The sequence below is a fragment of the Streptomyces sp. NPDC028635 genome (assembly GCF_040637635.1).
Lineage (GTDB): Bacteria > Actinomycetota > Actinomycetes > Streptomycetales > Streptomycetaceae > Streptomyces.
The window spans coordinates 366,784-386,244 of record NZ_JBEZWX010000001.1 but is presented as its reverse complement, the minus strand read 5'-3'; the positions used below and the strand labels follow the sequence as shown (position 1 = coordinate 386,244).

The following is a 19,461-nucleotide window of genomic DNA, read 5'->3' as shown; positions in this document are numbered from 1 at the left end:
TCGCCGGCGTGGCCGGCTGTCCACGGCGGTGGAGCCTTCGGCAGTCTGCCGGTCGGGCCTCGGTTCTCTCGGCCGCCCCGTGCTGCCGGCCCAGGCGCGGTGAGGGCTCGGCGTCCCGCTGCGGAGGCGGCGGATCTGCCGCCTCCGGTACGTCGGGTATCAGGCGACGCCGGGGATGCCGCGGGCCCGGAACGCGGCGCGGACCGCGTCCGCCGCGCTCTTGCCGTACATCTGCTGCGCCGTCGCGACCGTCGTGTTGGCGGCCGCCGCGAAGCTGGTGTCGGGGGCGAAGCCGAACTGGGCGTCGACGATGATCCGGTCGGCGACGCGCGCGCCGAGGGCGGTGCGGATGTCGAACAGCGCGCGGGACCAGATCTCGCCGTCCGCGTGGACCTCGCCGACCCGGTCCGCGTACGTCTTGTCGGAGTCGATCCGGCGCAGACAGTGCGGGGCGTCGCTGTACATGACGGAGTCCCAGTCGGCGACGCAGGCGACGTCGGTCTTCATCGGCCAGCCGTAGCGCGCGGCGGCGTGCTCGCCGACGGTGACGGCGAGGTAGTCGCCGAAGGCCTCGCCGATGGAGCCGGCCTCCGGTGAGGTGCCGAAGCCAGGCACTTGGGCGTTGTGCACGGCGTGACCGTATTCGTGCACGATGACCTCGGCGTCCTCGGCGTCGTCCACGCCGCCCTTGCCGTAGCGGATCTCCGCCTTCTTGTCACTGAAGAAGGAGTTGTCGGCGCCGTACTGGTTGATACGGACCGGCTGGACGCGGTCGTTGGCGCCGGGCAGTTCGCTGCCGAAGCCGAGGCCCTGCAGGTACTCCTGGGCCTCGTTGACCCAGAAGTACGCCATGACCTGCTCGAACTGGTCGTCGTGCCGGTTGTACGAGGCGGCGTCTGCGACCCGCGCGGAGGCACCGGTGTCGGAACGGACCGACACCCAGCGGCCGGAGAGGCCACCGCTGCCGTCCAGGTTGCGCAACGCGACGGTCGCGTAAGCGGAGGCCGGAACGGCGTCGGCGGCGTCCTTGGCGTCGGTGAGGGTCTGGTCACCCGACGACTGAACGGGGTTGACCATGAAGACGCGGGCCTGCGGGCCGAGCACGGGGACGGGGGCGGTCGTCGTCGCGGAGGCCGAGGCGGCCGTCATGAGCAGGGCCACGGTGGCGGTCGCCCCGGCGAGCAGACCGCGGGGTGTGCGGTGAGCCATGTACATCCTCCCGTTGGGATGGCGTGGACGCGGCGGTGCGGAGTGGGCGTGATCTTCGCGCACCGCCCGGCTCTTGAACAGGTCCACGACGAAAACAGAGTCCCGCCTTGGGGCGTGCGCCGCGCGGCCATCTCACCTACCCGTGCCCGGATGCCGTCCCCGTCCCAGTTCGCCATGCGGCGTGCGCGGGGTGATCAGCGGGGGCGGGCGTCGGGAACACGGCGCAGGTGGCCGTCCCGTGGGCGTACAGCTTGCCGTCCTCGGCCCCGGTGAGCCGTCCGTGTGGCTCAGCCCGAAGAAGTCGCCCCTACCTACGTGTATCTCGCCCGTGTATATCGCCTCGGACGCGGACCCGAGCTTCACCGTTGGTAAAACCATCGCCGTCACCGGTGGTCTCACCGACACACGCTGAACCGGCCCGGTGCCGGGTCAACCGGTCTGGGCGGTGGGCAGGCGACCCGGCCGGGGTTGTTGTTCGAACTCGGAGCGGGCCGTCTCCAGCAGGCGGCGCCACGAGGTGACGGTCGGTCTTCGGCGGAGCAGCGCACGCCGTTCGCGTTCGGTCATCCCGCCCCAGACACCGTGATCGATGCGGGCGTCCAGTGCGTAGGCGAGGCACTCGGTCCGTACGGGGCAGCCCGTGCACAGTGCCTTGGCCCTGTGCTGCGCTGCTCCGTCGGCGAACAACTCGTCAGGGTCGGCGTCCTTGCACGCCGCGCGCTCATTCCAGCCGCTGTCCATGATCACAACCATGCCCGCCCACTCCCCTTGTACGCCCCGCACCGTGGATCACCGGTGACGGGAAGGTACGCCGTGAGCGCGGACGGCAGAAGAGCGGGCCCGCAGCAGGCCACCTTTTCGAGTGACACCTCTTGCGGCACCCGACGCGGACGTGCTTGGGGACGCGCGAGCGTATCGCCAGCCATACTGCAACGCGCCTCCGAACTGGTCCTCCTGGTCGGCGGGCACTGGCTCGGCGGAGGCAAGTGGTTGTCGAGGCGGTTGGCTGCGGCCGACTCCGGGATGCACCGCGCGTTGTCGGGGGCTGCCGCGCCGGCGATCCTCCGCGAGCTACTTCTGCCGGTAGTTCTGCATGGTCCACCGCCACAGGCCCGTGGTCCACTGTGCCGGAGGACGCCGGTCCTCCTCCCCTCCCCTCCCCTTTGCAGGCCCACCCCTCGCCCAGGCCGTCGGCGCGACTGCCGTCGGCCGAAGGAACAGGAGTCGATTCCGTGCCGTCCCATCGTCGAGCCAAGCAGCCGAGCCGTGCGCGTGTGAGCGTGCTGACCACCGCAGCCGCCGCTGCCGTCGCGCTCAGCGCAAACGCCGCCGAGGCCACGCCCGGTCAGCGGCTCGGCAAGGACGAGGTGAAGGCGAAGGTCGACCAGCTCTACGAGCAGGCCGAGCAGGCCACCGAGAAGTACAACGGAGCCAACGAAAAGCAGCAGAAGCTCCAGAAGGAGATCTCCGCCCTCCAGGACAGGGTCGCCCGCGGCCGGCAAGACCTGAACACTCTGCGTGAGGGCCTGGGTTCGCTGGCCTCGGCCCAGTACCGTTCCGGGGGCATCGATCCCTCGGTGCAGCTCCTGCTCTCCTCCGCCCCGGACGACTTCCTCGACAAGGCGACCACCCTCGACCAGTTGAGCGGCCAGCAGGTCAAGGCGCTGAAGGAGATCCAGGACAAGCAGCGCGAACTCGCTCAGGAGCGCGCCGAGGCCACCGAGAAGCTCAAGGACCTGGCCTCCACCCGTACCGAGCTGGGCACCAAGAAGAAGGAGATCCAGAGCAAGCTCGCCGAGGCGCAGAAGCTGCTCAACACCCTGACCGCCAAGGACAAGGCGGCCCTCGACGCCGAGCAGCAGCGCGCCAGCCGCTCCTCCGCCGAGCGTGTGCGGATCGGCCACCACGCACCCGCGTCCGGCCGGGCCGGGGCCGCGTTCGCGGCCGCCCAGAGCCAGCTCGGCAAGCCCTACATCCGGGGCGGCACAGGCCCCTCCTCCTACGACTGCTCGGGTCTGACCTCCTGGGCCTACGCCCAGGCCGACGTCTTCATACCGCGTACCTCCGAAGCCCAGTCGGGCATCGGCACCCGCTTGACGAGGAGCCAGCTCCAAGTCGGTGACCTGGTCTTCTTCTTCAACGACCTGCACCACGTGGGCCTGTACGCGGGCAACGGTCAGATCCTGCACGCCCCTCGCACCGGCACGGTCGTCCGGTACGAGTCGATGGACACCATCGGCGGACCGTTCATGTTCGGGGTCCGCGTCTGACCGGACAGGGAGCGGCGTGCGGTGACGTCGTCCGCCCGGCACCGCGCACGGGCCCAGGCTCCACCGTCTCCTGCGGGCCTGCCGCGGTCACCCCTGCCAGACGTCGGCCACCGAAGCGGCCGACGCACGGGCTTGGGCGTGGCCCGCGCGGGCGGCAGCCGGCCGGCGGGTGTCGTCGGCCATGTTCCGGCCCATCACGCGCCGCGCGGACCGATCGGGTGACAGCAGGACGACTCGCGCTCCCTCCTCGGACAGTTCCGCGGCCTGCTGCGGGGCGCTCGGATGCGGCCCGACCGCCCGGGATACGGGCGCGATCGCCAGTACCCGGTGGTACCCGCGTGCGAGCTGGAGGTTGGCGGTCGAACGGCTGCCGCCGTCCATCCAGCGCCGGCCCGCCACGGTGACCGAGGGCCACACGATGGGCACGGCACAGCTCGCCGCCACCGCTTCGAGAAGCGTCGTCCCGGAGTGCGCGTCGAACACCTCGGTCTGTCCGCTCCGCGCGTCCACCGCGGCGATCCGCAAGTCCCGTTCGGGCCAGTCGCGTACGTCGCCCAGGAGCGCGCCGACCGTGTCGAAGACGTCGGACTGCGGGCCGGTGCGGGCGCGGAGTGCTGCCCGGGCGAGGCGTTCGATGGACCGTTCGGGGTCGCGGGAGCCGAGGGCCGCCCAGAGGAAGCTCGCCGTCTGGCGCGCTGTCACCGGCAGGCGGACCGCGTCCGCTCCGGAGAGCTGGCGCTCGTAGAGCTCCGCGGCCGGGACGCCGGACCGGAGCCGCGATCCGAAGACGGCTCCCGCGGACGTGCCGATCACGACGTCGGCGCCGCCGAGATCGATCCCGGCCTCGGTGAGTCCGGCGAGCACCCCGGACAACCAGGCCCCGCCCACCGGTCCGCCGCCGCCGAGCACGAGTGCGCTGCCGGACATGCTTCCGCCCTCCCCGTAAGCGACCGCGGACGGCCCGCCCGCGTAAACGGGGAGTCATCCCCGCTTCGGGTGACGATAGCATCCGTAGCGGGGACCACTCCCCGGTACGGCGCAGGAAGAGGGAGATGTGATGGGCGACCGTTCGCCGGCAGGGCGCCGCGACGCGCAGCGAAACCGGAAGCTGCTGACAGACACAGCCCGCGAAGTCTTCGCCGAACAAGGGCTGCACGCCCCGCTCGATGTGATCGCCCGCCGGGCGGGCGTGGGCAACGCCACCCTCTACCGCCACTTCCCGACCCGCGCCGCACTCGTCGACGAGGTCTTCCGGGACGCGCTCACGGAGACCACGGCCGCGGGCGAACGCGCGCGGACCGCCCATGACGCGTGGACGGGACTGACCGAGTACGTGCGGACCGTGTTCGCGAGCCTGGCCGCGGACCGCGGCACCAACGACCTCATGACCACGAACCTCAAAGGCGTCGCCTCCCTGGAGGCGATCCACGCACACAACCGCGAAACCATCGACGAGTTGCGCCGGCGCGGACAGGAGCAGGGCACCGTCCGCCCGGACCTCACCACCGAGGACCTGCTCTTCATGCTGGCAGCGCTGGGCCGGACGGTACCCGCGCTCACCGCGGTCGCCCCGGATGCCTGGTTCCGCCCCCTCACCCTGCTCCTCGACGGGCTGCGCGCCGACCCGGCCGCACCTCCTCTGCCCGCGCCGGCTCTCAGCTCCGACCAGCTCGGCACGGTCCTGCTCACCATGGGTGCGAACAGCGGGACTTGAGAGGCTCACGACGTGGGGGCGTGCGCACCGGCCCCGCAGACAGGAGGAGCAGGGTTCCACTGCTGGGCCTGCGGGGCCGGTGCATGACACACGTACCCCGCGATGCGTCCGATACGCCCGATCCCTCCCAACTGCCCAGAGGGACGGCCCTTACGAGAGCGGAGCCCTCTTCTCAACCAGAAAATGGGACCCGGCTTCTCAACGAGAAAATGGGGCCCGGCCGTATCCGGCCGAGCCCCATCACCTCACGCGCGTGGCGCGCTCCTCGCGCCGGGCGTCCTTTCCTCTACCAGCGGTACCAGCGGCCCTTGCGGCCCGCACCGTCCGCGGAACGGACGACGAAGCCCAGCAGCCACACGATCAGCACGATCACCGCGATCCACCAGAGCGCCTTCAGCGCGAAACCCGCACCGAAGAGGATCAGAGCCAGCAGCAGAACCAGAAGCAGGGGAACCATTGTTATCAACCTCCTGGCCAACGAATGCCCTTATCTCAGTCCTACAAGCCCACAAAATGTGAGTTACTTCCGCGCGGTGCGGGGCATATGCACGCGGCACGCCATGCAGGGTTCCCCGGGTCCCGCCTCGCACGCACCACGGCCGGGCAACGGCTCCGGCCGTCCGCCTCGGCTCAAGCGGTCCCGTCAGACGCGCACCACGTGCAGGGTGAGCGCGACGCCGTACTCCCCGGTCAAGGCGAACAGCCGGCTGCCGTCCGGGGACCAGGCCAGCCCGTGCGGACGCAGGTCCAGGCCGGTGCCCGGGTCCAGGTCGACGACCTGAGAGGGCGCATCGGCGCCCGGGGCGAACAGGTAGACGTCAGGGCCGTAGGAGTTGTCGATGCCGGCGGCGACGGTGCCGTCGGGCGCGACGGCGACCGCGTCCGGGTAGGCCTCGGTGGGGTAGACGTGCTCCACCGACAGGTCCGCGAGACGGAAGGCCAGGTGGTGGTACGGCGCGCCGCTCACCGCGAACAGGGTCCGCCCGTCGGGTGTCAGCGCCAGGTCGCCGACGTCGGAGATGCCGCCCGGGTTGTTCTGCGTGGTGCGCACGACGGGAGCGCCGGAGGTCACGTCGTACACGGTGACCGTGCCCGCGGTCGAGTGCTGGTCGGCGGCGATCACCAGGCCCGGCGCGCTGGGGGCGGACAGCAGCATCGGCGGGCCGGGCCAGGTGCCCTCCGGGAGCTGGGCCAGCCTCACCCGGGGCCGGGCGCCCAAGGTGAGGGAGCCGAGGTTGCTCTCCCACTGGTCGCCATAGGCGAACCAGAGGGTGTTGTCCACGAGGGCCATGCGCAGCGGGGCGGTGCCGGCGCCGGTGGCGTAGCGCGCGGTCGTCCGGTAGGTGGCGGTGTTCACGGCGGCGATGGCGTCGCCGCGGCTGAGGGCCACGTACAGGGTGCGGGCGTCGGGGCTCAGTACCAGGTCGGCGGCGCCCGGCAGACCGGTGAGTGTGCGGGTGACGCGGCCGTCGAAGTCGGTGACCACGACGGAGCCGGTCACGATGTCGGCGATGTACAGCCGCTGGTGCACGGCGTCGACGGCCATGTCGGCGTGGTACTCGACCGGCAGGGTGGTGGTCGTGACGGCCGGGGTCGCCGCGGCGCCGGGCGCGGCGCCGACGAGGGCGAACAGGGTCAGGAGTAAGGCTCCGAGCAAGGCTCTGAACCGGATGCGTCGCATACGCACGTCGTCCTCACGTACGAGCGCCCCCCACGGGCGCGATCGGCAGGGATCAAGCGCTGCGACGTCTGCCCCCTCCCGGCGTGTCCATGTGCGTACGCCACCGGACGTAACCCTTCCGTGCCCGGGTGACGTTGCGCGGCGCCGGGCGGCCCCGAGGGCCGGTGTGAGGCGGCTGCTCTCCGGTGCGCCGTCGCGGCCGGAAGCAGGTGCTCGTGCGCGCCGTCACCGGCGTTCCGACACGGCGCGAGCCACCTCGGCGCCGTACTGCTCGCATCGAAGTGGAGCTCCGGCGGAGGGTGGGGCGCAGAGGTGTGCGCCGCCCACGGACTTCCCAGTCGGACCACTGGTCCAGGGCTTGATCCTGGTTACCGCCGGCCGTACATCCCGACGACGAAACGCGCGAACCCGGCCGGGTCGTGGGGGCAGGCCCACACCTCTCGCGTCTCCAGCACGTCCGTCAGGTCGTCCAGCTCGTCGTCGAGCGGCACGTCGTCGCACGGGTGCGCCGCATGGCCCGCACGGCCCGCACGGCCCGCGACCCAGCGCTCGTTCGGCCTCGGCCATCACCCCAAGGACCTGAGCCTCGGCCGCCGCGTCCGCGTACGCAGTACGGACCCGTCAGCACGTGCTCCAGAATGAGGAGATGGTCACGCTCGAGACTCCCCGTCTGATTCTGCGTCGTTGGCGCGAGGAAGACGTCGCGCCCATGGCTGCCATCCATGCCGACCCCGAGGTCATGCGGTGGATCCGTGACGGCAGTGTCCTCGACGAACGGCAGACGCGCGGCCGGGTGCGGACATGGGAGAGCGAGTGGGAGTCCCGGGGCTTCGGCCTGTTCGCCGTGGAGATCCGGTCCACCGGCGAGCTGGCCGGGTTCACCGGACTCTCGGTGCCCGACTACCTGCCGGAGGTGCTGCCGGCGGTCGAGATCGGCTGGCGGCTGGGACGTGCCCACTGGGGGCAGGGCCTGGCCACCGAGGCCGCCGCGGCCGCGATGCGGTTCGGGTTCGGCGAGCGAGGGCTGGAGCGGATCGTCAGCATCGCTCAGGTGGGCAATGACGCCTCCGAGCGGATCATGACCAAGCTGGGGATGCAGCCGGTTCGTGAGACCGTCAATCCTGCCGGCGGCCGGCGAGTACGCGTGTTCGCGGTGTCGTCGGAACAGTACGCCGACCGGATCGACGGCCGCGTCCGCTGAGGCGAGAGCCTCCGACGGCGTCGGAACTGAGGGGAACCCCGGCCGCCGAACGGCTGGGGTTCCCCTGGACGGTGAGCGTCGGTCGGCGGGCGGACGGGCTGACGCCGTGAGCCGCTCGTCGACAGCGGTCGCAGAGGGCACCAGGGCGCGGTCACCCGTCAACCGGGGTGGTCAGCGGCGCAGGGTGAGGACACCCGGCCGCCATGGCAGCTGGTCGTAGGGGCCGCTCGCGGTGGGGGACTTGCCCTGGTAGAGCAGCTGGAGGTTGCAGGGGTCGATGGTCATGGTCTGGTCGGGGTTGTTGCGCACCAGGTCACCGTGGCTGATGTCGTCGGTCCAGGTGGCCCCGCTGTTGGCCTTGCCCGCGAAGGGGTTGCTCTCGCTCGCGGCCTGCGGGGTCCACGCGCCGCTCAGGCTGGAGGCCGTGAAGGAGCGGAAGTAGCGCTGCTCGTTCGCACCCCGAGCCTCGACGATCATGAGGTACTGGTTCTGGCCCTGAACCTTGTAGACCTGCGGCGCCTCGAAGAGGTTCTTCACCGTGTCGCTCATGACGGTCGTGTACGACGAGCCGAAGTTGCCCGGGAAGTTCCCGATCGGCATGCTCGCCCGGTAGATCTTGCCGTTGTCGCCGGCGAAGAACAGGTACATGTTCTGGCCGTCGCCGATCAGGGTCTGGTCGATCGGGCCGGTACCGGAGTCGGGAAGGCTGCCGGTGAACAACGGCTGCGGCGCAGACCAGCCGTTGGGGTTGGTGGGGTCGCTCGACGTGCGGTAGACGAAGGGCGACGCGCCCCACTGGTAGGCCAGCACCCAGATGTTCTTGGGCGCGAAGTAGAACAGCGTGGGCGCCACCGCGGCCTGGCTCATCCCGGTCTGGCCGGCCGACGCCATGTCCGACCAGTTCGTGAACGGGCTGAACATCATCGAGCCGTACGACGATCCCGACACGTTGGACGCGTAGACCAGGTGCTTGCCGTTGTAGACGACGTCGGTGAAGTCCTTCAACGCCGCCCACCCGTTCGCCGGCTGTGCCAAGGCACCCGTCGACGTCCACCGGTACGTCGACGGAAGGGAACACGTGCCCGGAGGGGTCTGCGTCCCGGTCAGGCCGGTCCACTTCTGGCCGGTGCCGCCGTTGCACGTCCCGATCTGCACCGCCGTACCGTTGGCCGTACCGGAGCCCTGGGCCTCCAGGCACAGCCCGGACTCCACTCCGACGACCGTGCCGTCGGAGTTCACCTGCCACTGCTGGTTCGCACCACCCGAGCAGGACCAGATCTGCACCCGGGTCCCCGGCGCGGTGGCGTGACCGGGAACGTCCAGGCACTTGTCGCCGTACACGGTCAACTGCCGGCCGTCCGTCAGCGTCCACTGCTGATTGGTCCCACCCCAGCAGTCGTAGAGCTGGAGGTATGTGCCGTTGTCCTGGGCGGCGCCCGGCACATCGAGACACCGGTTCGAACCGACACCGCGCAGGGCGCCGCTGGTGGCCGCCTGAGCCGGGGTGACGGCAAGCATCGCCGCCAGCGCGGCCAGGACCGCGACCGACGCGGCGAACACCGCAGACGTATGCCTGCGACCGAAACTTCCTCTGTGCATGGGGACTTCCTCAACCTTGAGTGGGGGATTCCGGCACTTCCGCTGATTGGCGAGGTCATGACATACACATGCATGGGCTTGTTCGACATCACGAACGTGAGTCGAGGTGTCGAGCATCTGAATGATAGGGAACCCGTGAGGGCCGTCAACAGCTTGCGCATGATTCGCCGTCAACTCCGAATGTGAGGGCTGGCGTCCGCGCGAACAGTCCAGACACCGGGGCACCTGCGGTTCGCGCCGCCCTGGGCGTGCGGGACCATGCGATCAGTCCTCTGCGACCCCTCCACTGCTGCACGAATGACAGACCAAGGACCTCCGGGGAGGCCGCGCCACCACGCCATGAACTTCGAATGTTTCGGTCCGATGAGTGAAACTTTATTGGCGACGAGTATTGACGATGCGTCATCGCCACCTCAATCATTTCTGCCGGAGCAACCGGCCACAGGTCGATGTCCCGAACCCGCACGTGCCTGGGACGGCCCGTGCCGCACCGCAGATCTACGCACAGCCGCACCGCAGATCCGCGCACCAGCACACCGAGGTGTCCGGCCATTCCGTGCTGCCCGGACTCCGGCCTGCCCCGTCGGTTCACCTGCCCCGTCGGTTCACCTGCCCTTCCCTTCGCCTGCCGCACGGCAGCGGAGGGCGCAGAACTTCCAGCGCTTCAGTCCTTCCGTGATTTCCCCCCTTCTTTTTTGGAGGCACAGTGATGGGCTCGTACGCCCCACCCAGGCCCGTGGTCCGCCGGCGGATCCGCGGCCCGCTGTTGACGCTGGTCACCGGCGTCCTCGTCGCGGCCGCCGCACTGGTCGCGCCGCCGACCGCCCAGGCCGCCCAGGCCCCCCAGGCCGCCCAGAGCACTCTCGGCGCCGCGGCGGGGCAGAGCGGCCGCTACTTCGGCACCGCCATCGCCTCGGGCAGGCTGGGCGACTCGACGTACACGTCGATCGCGGCCCGGGAGTTCACCATGGTGACGCCCGAGAACGAGATGAAGATCGACGCCACCGAACCGCAGCGCGGCCAGTTCAACTTCACCGCCGGCGACCGCGTCTACAACTGGGCGGTGCAGAACGGTAAGCAGGTGCGGGGCCACACCCTGGCCTGGCACTCCCAGCAGCCCGGCTGGATGCAGAGCCTCAGCGGCAGCCAGCTGCGCCAGGCGATGATCGACCACATCAACGGCGTGATGGGCCACTACAAGGGCAAGATCGCGCAGTGGGACGTCGTGAACGAGGCCTTCGCCGACGGCAGTTCGGGCGGCCGCCGCGACTCCAACCTGCAGCGCACCGGCAACGACTGGATCGAGGTCGCCTTCCGCACCGCGCGCGCCGCCGACCCCGCGGCAAAGCTCTGCTACAACGACTACAACATCGAGGACTGGACCTGGGCCAAGACCCAGGGCGTCTACGCCATGGTCCGGGACTTCAAGCAGCGCGGTGTGCCGATCGACTGCGTCGGATTCCAGTCGCACTTCAACAGCGGCAGCCCCTACAACAGCAACTTCCGCACCACGCTGCAGAACTTCGCCGCGCTCGGCGTCGACGTGGCCATCACCGAACTCGACATCCAGGGCGCCCCGTCCTCGACCTACGCAAGCGTCACCAACGACTGCCTGGCCGTCGCCCGCTGCCTCGGCATCACCGTCTGGGGCGTACGCGACACCGACTCCTGGCGCTCGGGTGACACGCCGCTGCTGTTCAACGGAGACGGCAGCAAGAAGCCGGCCTACACCGCCGTCCTCAACGCGCTCAACGGCGGCAGCTCCACGACTCCTCCCGCGGATTCAGGCCAGATCAAGGGTGTCGGTTCGGGCCGCTGCCTGGACGTGCCCAGCGCCAGTACCACCGACGGCACCCAGGTTCAGCTGTGGGACTGCCACGACGGCACCAACCAGCAGTGGACGTACACCTCCGCCGGCGAACTGAGGGTCTACGGCAACAAGTGCCTGGACGCCGCGGGCACCGGCAACGGCGCCAAGGTGCAGATCTACAGCTGCTGGGGCGGCGACAACCAGAAGTGGCGCCTCAACTCCGACGGTTCCATCGCCGGTGTCCAGTCCGGCCTCTGCCTCGACGCCGCCGCAGCCGGAACCGCCAACGGCACCCTGATCCAGCTCTACTCCTGCTCGAACGGCAGCAATCAACGCTGGACCCGCGGCTGACGGCACCTTCCACGCGAACGGAGGCTCGCATCGACGACGGCCCCGAGGTGCGGTCTCTCCCGCACCTCGGGGGCCGCCGGCCTGGCCATGTGAGCTGCGCCGGCGGTGGCACCGGCCTCGGTGCCATCAGTCGGGCGGTGCTCAGGCGTCCCGGCCCGATCAGGAACGCCAGCCTGGCCACCGCCATCATGCGGTACAACACTTCTACGACGAGGGGTCCGTACGGCAGGTAGTCGTGCTGTACTTCGCCAAAACCGGCCAGGTGAAGGAGATCGAGGCCCGCATCGGCGAGGACGACGCCTGGGGGCTGACCCTCGCCGAGCCCGACCCCGCCGAGGCATCCGCCAGGCCGCAGTGGGCCCCGGCAAAGCCGGGCGCCACCGGCTCCCGCACGTCGGGTACGCAGCCGGGCAACTGACGCACCCGCTCACGGGTGAGGGACCGCATCCCCGGCGCACCTCGGGGATGCGGCCCTTGCTCCTGCGACTCGGCTACTTTCTGTCGGCCGCGGCGCGGAAGACGTACGCCGTCATGGGGGCGGTGACCGGCCCGGGGCCCAGACGGGCCGTCATCTCCTCGATGACTGTCGTCCGGACAGCTGGTCCCTCGCCGCGTTCCTCAACGGCCGCGCGCACCGGTGTCCCGGTGAGGTACCCGGTCGCAAGGTCGGCGGTCGAGGCGGCCCGCCCCTGAAGCGTCAGCTCCTGCTCTTCCTCGACGGCGAACCCGGCGGCCTCCAGATCGGCGACCACGACGGCGGGGTCGGCGTAACCATGGGGAACCGTCGGGAAGAACCGCGGCGGGTCGACCGGAAAGGCCCGCTCCAGCCCCGCCTGCAGCGCGACCTCGAAAGCGTGCGTCGCGAGCGGACCCCAGGTGTTGAACAAGAACCGGCCGCCCGGGGTCAGCACGCGCCGGACCTCGGTGAAGGCCGCGACCCGGTCGGGAAAGAACATCACACCGAACTGGCAGACCACCAGGTCGAAGCTGCCGTCCGGGAACGGCAGCCGCTGCGCGTCGGCCTGCCGCCACTGCGCACCCGAGGCGCGGGCGGACCCGTGAGCGACCATGGCCTCGTTCAGGTCGGTGGCCGTCACTCGGGCCGACGACACCTTCTCGAGCAGCCTTGCTGTCAACGCGCCTGTTCCGGCGGCCAGTTCGAGAATGAGCCGAGGGCTGAGCGCGGCCGCCCTCGCCGTCAGATCCTCGGCGAAGGGCCGGAAGACCACCGGCACGAGGTACTGCTCATAGGCCGCCGGCATGGACTCCGACCACAGCTGGTCGGCGTTGATTTCCGTCACCCTCAGGACGGTAGTCCCGCGCCCGGAGCGCCTCGGCCCCGGCGCGCCGCCATGCGCCCCTAAGTCAATCGCTGTTCGGGGCCCTCGAGGCCGGTTGCCCCGGCGCGAGCCGTGGCTGCCGCCTCCAGCAGGGACCAGCCGTCGATTTCCCGTACGCGTCGCTCCTCCGGCTGCCACCCCGCGGCCAACGCCGCGTCGAGCAGGGCACGGACAGCGCCGGGTTCGTGGAGGTTCAGGGAGGCACCGTGGACGTATCCCACGTCTCCCGAGCCCAGAGGAGCGCCGCCCGGGACGTACGTGCCCGGGCCCTCGGCGAAGACGATGCGCAGGATGCCTCCGGTGCCGGCCGGCTGCGGGTGCAGCGTGAGGGTCTCGCGGCAGGACCGGCCGCTGTCCGCCCCGCTGTGGCTGTGGCGGAGCGTCCACAGGTACGCACGCCCTTCGGCGATCAGCCGACGGGGCTTCTTCGGATGACGGGGCACGGCGCCCAGGGTACGCGGATGGCAGCACATGCCTCTGGCGGTGGCCGAGTCAGCCGATGATCTGGCGTGCTGCGCGGACGAGCGCGGCGTTGTCCGGGGCGGGGGCGCCGTCGGGGAGGTGAAGCACGTCCTCCAGGCCGATTCGGGCATCCAAGCGGCGGGAGGCCGCGAGTCGCAGGACGGGCCATGCGGCGGTTGCTTCACCGTGCAGGAGAATCGGCCTGGCAGCCGGTTCGAGTTCCTCCAACAGCGCGGCCGCGGCGTGGAGCGCGTCCTGGGGGGCGGACTCGGTGATCTCGGCCAGGACGCGCAGGACTCGGCCCGAGCCGGGCCAGTTCACGAACCGTTGTGCCGCGGACGTACCCGAGTAGATTCCGGCTTCGATGCCGATCCCCCGCTCCAACAGGGCCGCGGCGACCTCGGCGGCGCCGTCCTCGTGCCAGTTCACGGAGGCGTGGTCGGGCACCACGGTCCAGGACCGGACCTGCGCGGCACGGGCACGAGGATCCGGCGTGGCCCACGCACCGGTGGTGACCCCCACCGGGACACCCGGCACAGCAGCCCGCACCGCGCTCACAGCGGCCGCGACGGCGGCGGCTTCCAGCGTGTCCCGACCGTCGCGGTCCTTGGGGTGCAGATGGACGTCCTCGGCGCCGGCGGCCACCGCCTCACGAGCGGCCACCGCCAACTCGGCCGCTGTCAACGGCAGATGGGGACACTCGGCCCGGCTTCGAGCACCGTTGAGACAGACCTGCAGCATGACGTCATCTTCGCAGACCGCAGACAGGGCTCGGCCTCGGTGTCCTCGGCCGTTCGGCACGGATCAACCATCGGCGCCGTACGGCGCGGACCCCGCGGCGTCTCCCACTCCCGCCCGGCGGACGGTGTGCGTCAACGGATCCGAACGGCATGAGGTCGAACATCGCCACCAGGGCCAGGCCGCCCGCCAGCGCGGGGATCACAGCGGAGAGCACCCCCAGGGGGACCAACGAGCTTCAGCGGGGAACACCATCGCCTCGGCGTCCGTGGCCGTCGGCAGAGCCGAGCGGCCCAGCGATCGGTTCCCTAGGAACGGCAAGTGGACGGTCAGCGCGTCAGGAGGTCGATCACTCCCGTCAGGTCCTCTTCGCCGTTGCTCTCGCTCAGGCGGCGGCGCATCAGCTCGAAGTAGGGGGTGAGCAGTTCCGGGCTGACACCCTGCTGCTCGGCGGTGCTCAGGAAAGTCGGCGTGCCGGCCACCTGCATGGCGAGGCTGGAGACGACACCCTCGGTGTAGTCGCCGCTGCGCAGCGCTTCGGCGGTCCGGTGCACGGCCGGGGCCATCGCGACGAGCCAGTCGGCGAGCAGCGGGGCGAACGCCGTGGGGTCGATGGCCTCCTTGCGGATCAGGGCGAAGGCGTGCGCGGCACCGGCGAACATCCCGTACATGGCGCTGAGCAGGGCCACGTCGTGCAGCGCCGCGAAGCCCGCGTCCTCGCCGACGTACGTGGTGCCGGCCGGGACGGCAAGGGTCTCCCGGTGCCGCTCGAACAGCTCTGCCGAGCCGCTGTAGAAGACGTAGCCGCCGGCTTCCGGGACGCCGATCATCGGAGGGACGGCCATGATGCCGCCGTCCAGGTAGCGGGCGCCGCGCTCGCGGGCCCACTCGGCGCGGGCGCGGGCCTGGGCGGGGGTGCTGGTGGTCAGGTTGACCAGGTCCCGGCCGGCCAGGTCGGTGCCGGCCAGCGCCTCGCCGACCGAGGCGTCGTCCAGCAGGCAGACGACGATCAGGGTGTTCGCCGCGACCGCCTCGGCGGCGCTGTCCGCGGCCCGTGCGCCCTCGGCGGCGAGTGCCGCTGCGCGGGCCGGGGTGCGGTTCCAGACGGTGAGCGGGTGACCGGCGGCGAGCCAGGTGCGAGCCAGTGCGGTGCCCATCGCTCCGAGGCCCAGCAGCGTGACGGGAGTCTTCTCAACGGTGTTCTGTGTCATGCCGATTAGGCTGGTCAAAGGCCTGGCGGTGAGCAAGTACGCACTTCGGTGTGGGTGGTTACCCCGGGGTGAGCAAGCACGTCGGAAGGGTGGGGCATGACGACGCTGAACCGGCCGGGCACGCGGGACGGCCATGTCTGCGGGATCGACACCGCGATGGAGGTGATCGGCGGCAAGTGGAAGGTGCTGATCCTCTGGGCGCTCCATGAACATCCCTGCCGTCGCTTCGGGGAACTGCGTCGGCTGCTTCCCGGGATCACTGAGAAGGTGCTGGCCTCTCACCTGCGTGAGCTGGAGGCGGACGGTGTCGTGCACCGCGTCTCCTACGAGGAGGTGCCGCCCCGCGTCGAGTACTCGCTGACCGAGGACGGCAAACGTCTCAACGACGCGCTCCAGCCGCTGGCCGCCTGGGGGCGCGAGCGGCCGGCCGCTCGGGGGCCTGAGGAGAAGGCGGGCCGCGGCCTGTCGTTCGGATCATCGCAGCCGGACGACAGACCCCAGAGCACGTCCGGGCTCATCGGCGGGCCTTCTCAGGTGGTGAGCAGGCGGCCACGAGATCGGACAGCGCCGACCGGAAGCCCGCGAGAAGAAGGTCGGCTTCGCCCGGTGTGAGCAGGCCGGTGCGGCATTCGAGACGTCCCGACAGCCGGCCTTCGCCCTGGAGCAGCGACAGGGTGACGGGGTACTTCGCACGGTCGGGGGTCACGGGCACACTGCGGCTCACCAGGCCGTCGAGGCGGACCGCGGGGGCGTCGTCGACGCTGAGATACAGCGGGGGGAAGTGCGGCGGCAGCGGCAGGTGTGCGCGCAGTGCGGTGAGGAGCCGGGGGAAAGGGATGTGGCCGTGGCCCTTGACGGCCCGGTCGAACTCGTCGCGCACCTGGTCCAGCAGCGCGCGGCCGGTCGCCGTCGAACGGAACGGGCCGAGCAGCACGGTGTTCAGCAGGCAGCCCACGACGCCCTCGGACTCCGGCGTGTCGCGGCCGGAGACGGCGACGGCGAGTGTCGTCCGGTCGGATCCGAGCACGTCGGCCAGGGCGCGGCGGTAGGCGGCGCACAGGAGGACGAATGGAGTGTGCCCGGCCCGCGCGGCGGCGGTGGTCACCGCGTGCGCGAGGTCGTCCGGGAGGTCGAACTCGCTCGCGTGCACGTCTCCTTGGAGAAGGGCGTCGGCGTGGTCCGGTCGTGCCGCGGCGAGCAGGGGGGTCAGGTCCCGCACGGCGCGGGCTAGGTCGGGGTGCCGTCCCCGGTCGGTGTCGTCGGCTTGCGCCCAGGTGTTGAGGTCGCAGACGGTGACGGGCCCGGAAGCGGTTGGCGTGCCAGGCATGTTGTGGAACCGGGACAGGTCGTCGAGGAAGAGCCGCAGCCCCCAACCGTCCATGATCAGGTGGTGCCAGGCCAGGAGCAGGGCGGACGGTGCGCCGGGCGCGTTGAACAGCACCGCGCGCAGCAGGGGCCCGGTGTCGATCGTCACCGGGCGGGCGGCTTCCCGCCGTGCCAGGGTGAGGGCCGCGCCCGGCGGCAGTTGGGCCGGCAGGTTGCGCACGGTGAGGGCGATGCTGTGGCGTCCCAGGACGAGGTGGGGTTCCCCGCCTCGGATCTCCACGGCGGCGCCCACCGCGGGGTGCCGGCGGGCGGCGCCGCGTACGGCGTCGGCCAGGCGCTGGACGTCGAGGTCTCCAGTCAGTTCCAGGCAGTGGGTCTCGGTGTAGAGCAGGGGGTCGCCGGCGAGCTGTTCGTGGGCGAGGATCGCCCGTTGACCTGCGCTGAGGGGGGCGCGGGTCCTGCCCGTCTCGCGGTCGGCGCCCGGTTCGGGGTGGGACGGGGCGGCGGCGACGGTCGCGGCCAGGTCGCCGGCCGACGCGGCGCGCAGGACGTCCTCGACACCCACCGAGCGGCCGGTCAGCTCGCGGAGCCGGGCCGCGGCGCGGGCGGCTCCCAGGGAGGTGCCGCCGAGTTCGGCGAAGGTGAGCCCGGGGCGTACGGGACTGCCGGTGGCGTGCTGCCAGACGCGGGCCACCGTGCCGAGGAGGGTCTCGTCGTGCGGGATCGTGTCCTGCGCGCCGAGGAGGACGTCCGCGGCGGCCCGGGACGCGGCGAGCGCCGTGCGGTCGAGCTTGCCGTTGGGGGTGAGCGGGAAGGCGTCGTGGGTGGTGACGGTGGAGGGGACCATGTAGTCGGGCAGGGTCCCGGCGGCGAACGCGCGCAGGGCCAGCGGGTCCACGCTGCGTCCTGGCGCGGGGACGACGTGGCCGGCGAGGCGCGTGTCACCGGGGTGGTCCTCGGAGACGGTGACCGCTGCCCGGGCGACGCCGGCGTGCTGCTCCAGCACGTTCTCGATCTCGGCGAGTTCGACGCGGAAGCCGCGGACCTTGACCTGGAAGTCGACGCGTGTGAGGTAGGTGAGGGTGCCGTCCGGCTCTGGCCGCACCAGGTCCCCGGTGCGGTACATGCGGGTTCCGGGGGGTCCGAACGGGTCGGCCACGAAGCGCTCGGCCGTCAGCGCCGGCCGGCCGAGGTAGCCCTGCGCGAGTCCGGCGCCGGCGATGTACAGTTCGCCGGCCGTCCCGGCGGGGACGGGTCGGAGTGCGTCGTCGAGGACGTACACCTGGGTGTTCCTGATGGGGTTTCCGATGGAGCCCGGAACCGTGGTGCCGTCGACGGTAAGGGCGGTGGACCAGATCGTGGTCTCGGTGGGGCCGTAGAGGTTCGTCACCTGGCAGCCGAGGGCACGCATCCGCTCGGCGAGGGCCGCGGGAAGGGCTTCTCCTCCGACGAGCATGCGCAGTCCGCGGACGGCGTCGGGCACCTCGGCAACCAGGGCCTGCCACAGGGAGGGGGTGGCCTGGAGGGTGGTGGCGCCGGTCCGCGTGAGCAGTCCGGCCAGGGCCCAGGGGTCTCGTACCTCCTCGCGTGCCGCCAGGACGACGGTGGCGCCGCAGGCCAGCGGCAGGTACAGCTCCAGAGCGGCGATGTCGAAGGCGACGGTGGTGACGGCGACCAGGCGGTCGCCGGGGGCCAGCGGGAACAGCTCGCGCATGGCGGCGAGGAAGTTGGCCAGTGCGGACCGGGGGACGACCACGCCCTTGGGGCGGCCGGTCGACCCGGAGGTGTACAGGACGTAGGCGGGCCGGTCGGGTTGCTCGGCCGCGGACGACGGTGAAGACGCCGCGGGCGCCGGTGGCTTCTGCGGCGCCTCGGGCGCGGGCGGGACGTACGGCGTCCCGGTCGAGGGCGGGCCGCCCTGTACGTGGATGAGCGGGAGGCCGGGCGCGACGGTGGCCGCGAGGCTCCGGGCGGCCGGGTCGGGCGCGGTCAGCAGGGCCTTCGGCGCGGCGTCGGCCAGGACGTGGGCGAGGCGCTGAGCCGGGTGGTCCGGGTCGGCGGGCACGTAGGCCGCGCCGGTCTTCAGGACGGCGAGCAGGGCCACGAGCAGGTCCGCCGAACGGGGCAGCAGCAGCGCCACCCGGTCCTCGGCTCCGACGCCCCGGTCCGCGAGGACGCGGGCCAGCGCGTCGGCGCGCGCGTTCAGCTCCGCGTACGTCAGCCGGGTGGTGCCGCAGATGAGGGCGAGCGCGTCGGGGGTGCGTCCGGCCCACGACTCGAACAGTTCGGCCGGGGACGGGTCGGGCGGCGCGCCGGGCTCGGTGGTGCCGGGCGGCGGGAGCTCGCCGGCGCGCTCGGTGACGTGGTCCAGGCAGCCCTGACGGGCGTCCGGGCCGTGGACGGCCGTCCATCCGGCGGGGGTCGCGGTGCCGGCCGGCCACAGGGAGAGCCGGCCCCGCCGATCGGCGAGCACCAGGTAGGCGCAATCCGGGTCCTCGAAGGGGTTGGTCACGATGAGCCTCCGTGCGCCGCGGCTCGCTGATGGCCAC

At 71.5% G+C, this 19,461-nt stretch carries 18 protein-coding genes; 6 read left to right on the top strand and 12 right to left on the bottom strand.

Features of this window, described 5'->3' with window-relative positions; all coding sequences use genetic code 11:
- Positions 1 to 159: 159 nt before the first annotated feature.
- Both AB0E88_RS01300 and AB0E88_RS01295 read right to left on the bottom strand, forming a co-directional pair.
- Positions 160 to 1,209: a M4 family metallopeptidase gene (locus tag AB0E88_RS01300; RefSeq protein WP_361621802.1), complete on the bottom strand. Its 1,050-nt coding sequence runs from the start codon at positions 1,207 to 1,209 to the stop codon at positions 160 to 162.
- 429 nt (positions 1,210 to 1,638) lie between these two features.
- A complete protein-coding gene (locus AB0E88_RS01295; protein ID WP_361621799.1) occupies positions 1,639 to 1,962 on the bottom strand; it encodes a WhiB family transcriptional regulator in 324 nt (107 codons plus the stop codon).
- 479 nt (positions 1,963 to 2,441) lie between these two features.
- Here AB0E88_RS01295 and AB0E88_RS01290 point away from each other — a divergent pair, with 479 nt between their 5' ends.
- Positions 2,442 to 3,479: an NlpC/P60 family protein gene (locus AB0E88_RS01290; RefSeq protein WP_361621796.1), complete on the top strand. Its 1,038-nt coding sequence runs from the start codon at positions 2,442 to 2,444 to the stop codon at positions 3,477 to 3,479.
- An 87-nt stretch (positions 3,480 to 3,566) separates the two neighbouring features.
- On the opposite strand, the gene AB0E88_RS01285 is transcribed toward AB0E88_RS01290, so the two are convergent.
- Positions 3,567 to 4,406, bottom strand: a complete 840-nt coding sequence (locus AB0E88_RS01285; protein WP_361621793.1) for a patatin-like phospholipase family protein — start codon at positions 4,404 to 4,406, stop codon at positions 3,567 to 3,569.
- Between the two features lie 130 nt (positions 4,407 to 4,536).
- Between AB0E88_RS01285 and AB0E88_RS01280 the strand changes: the two genes are divergently transcribed.
- Positions 4,537 to 5,193, top strand: a complete 657-nt coding sequence (locus AB0E88_RS01280; protein ID WP_361621790.1) for a TetR family transcriptional regulator — start codon at positions 4,537 to 4,539, stop codon at positions 5,191 to 5,193.
- Between the two features lie 286 nt (positions 5,194 to 5,479).
- On the opposite strand, the gene AB0E88_RS01275 is transcribed toward AB0E88_RS01280, so the two are convergent.
- The 3 genes from AB0E88_RS01275 to AB0E88_RS01265 form a co-directional block, all read right to left on the bottom strand.
- Positions 5,480 to 5,650: a hydrophobic protein gene (locus AB0E88_RS01275; protein WP_121790737.1), complete on the bottom strand. Its 171-nt coding sequence runs from the start codon at positions 5,648 to 5,650 to the stop codon at positions 5,480 to 5,482.
- A 186-nt stretch (positions 5,651 to 5,836) separates the two neighbouring features.
- A complete protein-coding gene (locus tag AB0E88_RS01270) occupies positions 5,837 to 6,850 on the bottom strand; it encodes a hypothetical protein (protein WP_361621786.1) in 1,014 nt (337 codons plus the stop codon).
- Between the two features lie 392 nt (positions 6,851 to 7,242).
- Positions 7,243 to 7,365, bottom strand: coding sequence for a hypothetical protein (locus AB0E88_RS01265; protein ID WP_361621783.1), 123 nt, complete (start codon positions 7,363 to 7,365; stop codon positions 7,243 to 7,245).
- Between the two features lie 155 nt (positions 7,366 to 7,520).
- Here AB0E88_RS01265 and AB0E88_RS01260 point away from each other — a divergent pair, with 155 nt between their 5' ends.
- Positions 7,521 to 8,075: a GNAT family N-acetyltransferase gene (locus AB0E88_RS01260; protein WP_361621780.1), complete on the top strand. Its 555-nt coding sequence runs from the start codon at positions 7,521 to 7,523 to the stop codon at positions 8,073 to 8,075.
- A 171-nt stretch (positions 8,076 to 8,246) separates the two neighbouring features.
- Here the strand turns inward: AB0E88_RS01260 and AB0E88_RS01255 are convergent, their stop codons facing one another.
- Positions 8,247 to 9,674: a non-reducing end alpha-L-arabinofuranosidase family hydrolase gene (locus AB0E88_RS01255; protein WP_361621777.1), complete on the bottom strand. Its 1,428-nt coding sequence runs from the start codon at positions 9,672 to 9,674 to the stop codon at positions 8,247 to 8,249.
- Between the two features lie 709 nt (positions 9,675 to 10,383).
- Here AB0E88_RS01255 and AB0E88_RS01250 point away from each other — a divergent pair.
- Positions 10,384 to 11,835: an endo-1,4-beta-xylanase gene (locus AB0E88_RS01250; RefSeq protein ID WP_361621774.1), complete on the top strand. Its 1,452-nt coding sequence runs from the start codon at positions 10,384 to 10,386 to the stop codon at positions 11,833 to 11,835.
- Positions 11,836 to 12,070: 235 nt separating this feature from the next.
- Positions 12,071 to 12,253, top strand: coding sequence for a hypothetical protein (locus AB0E88_RS01245; protein WP_361621771.1), 183 nt, complete (start codon positions 12,071 to 12,073; stop codon positions 12,251 to 12,253).
- Between the two features lie 73 nt (positions 12,254 to 12,326).
- On the opposite strand, the gene AB0E88_RS01240 is transcribed toward AB0E88_RS01245, so the two are convergent.
- From AB0E88_RS01240 to AB0E88_RS01225, 4 genes are all read right to left on the bottom strand, one after another.
- The gene (locus tag AB0E88_RS01240; protein ID WP_361622293.1) at positions 12,327 to 13,097 is read right to left on the bottom strand and encodes a class I SAM-dependent methyltransferase; all 771 of its coding nucleotides are present in this window, start codon (positions 13,095 to 13,097) and stop codon (positions 12,327 to 12,329) included.
- A 98-nt stretch (positions 13,098 to 13,195) separates the two neighbouring features.
- Positions 13,196 to 13,618 carry a hypothetical protein gene (locus AB0E88_RS01235; RefSeq protein ID WP_361621768.1) on the bottom strand — a complete coding sequence of 141 codons (423 nt, stop codon included), beginning with the start codon at positions 13,616 to 13,618 and terminating at the stop codon, positions 13,196 to 13,198.
- A 49-nt stretch (positions 13,619 to 13,667) separates the two neighbouring features.
- Positions 13,668 to 14,378 (bottom strand): 3-keto-5-aminohexanoate cleavage protein, encoded by a 711-nt coding sequence (locus AB0E88_RS01230; protein WP_361621765.1) that lies wholly within the window; start codon positions 14,376 to 14,378, stop codon positions 13,668 to 13,670.
- A 326-nt stretch (positions 14,379 to 14,704) separates the two neighbouring features.
- Positions 14,705 to 15,586 (bottom strand): NAD(P)-binding domain-containing protein, encoded by an 882-nt coding sequence (locus tag AB0E88_RS01225; RefSeq protein WP_361621762.1) that lies wholly within the window; start codon positions 15,584 to 15,586, stop codon positions 14,705 to 14,707.
- A 96-nt stretch (positions 15,587 to 15,682) separates the two neighbouring features.
- Here AB0E88_RS01225 and AB0E88_RS01220 point away from each other — a divergent pair, with 96 nt between their 5' ends.
- On the top strand, positions 15,683 to 16,198 hold the full coding sequence (locus AB0E88_RS01220) for a helix-turn-helix domain-containing protein (protein ID WP_361621759.1): 516 nt from the start codon (positions 15,683 to 15,685) through the stop codon (positions 16,196 to 16,198).
- Here AB0E88_RS01220 and AB0E88_RS01215 read toward each other — a convergent pair.
- Positions 16,101 to 19,424 (bottom strand): amino acid adenylation domain-containing protein, encoded by a 3,324-nt coding sequence (locus AB0E88_RS01215; RefSeq protein WP_361621756.1) that lies wholly within the window; start codon positions 19,422 to 19,424, stop codon positions 16,101 to 16,103. The two genes, AB0E88_RS01220 and AB0E88_RS01215, sit on opposite strands and share 98 nt — an antisense overlap.
- Positions 19,425 to 19,461 lie beyond the last annotated feature (37 nt).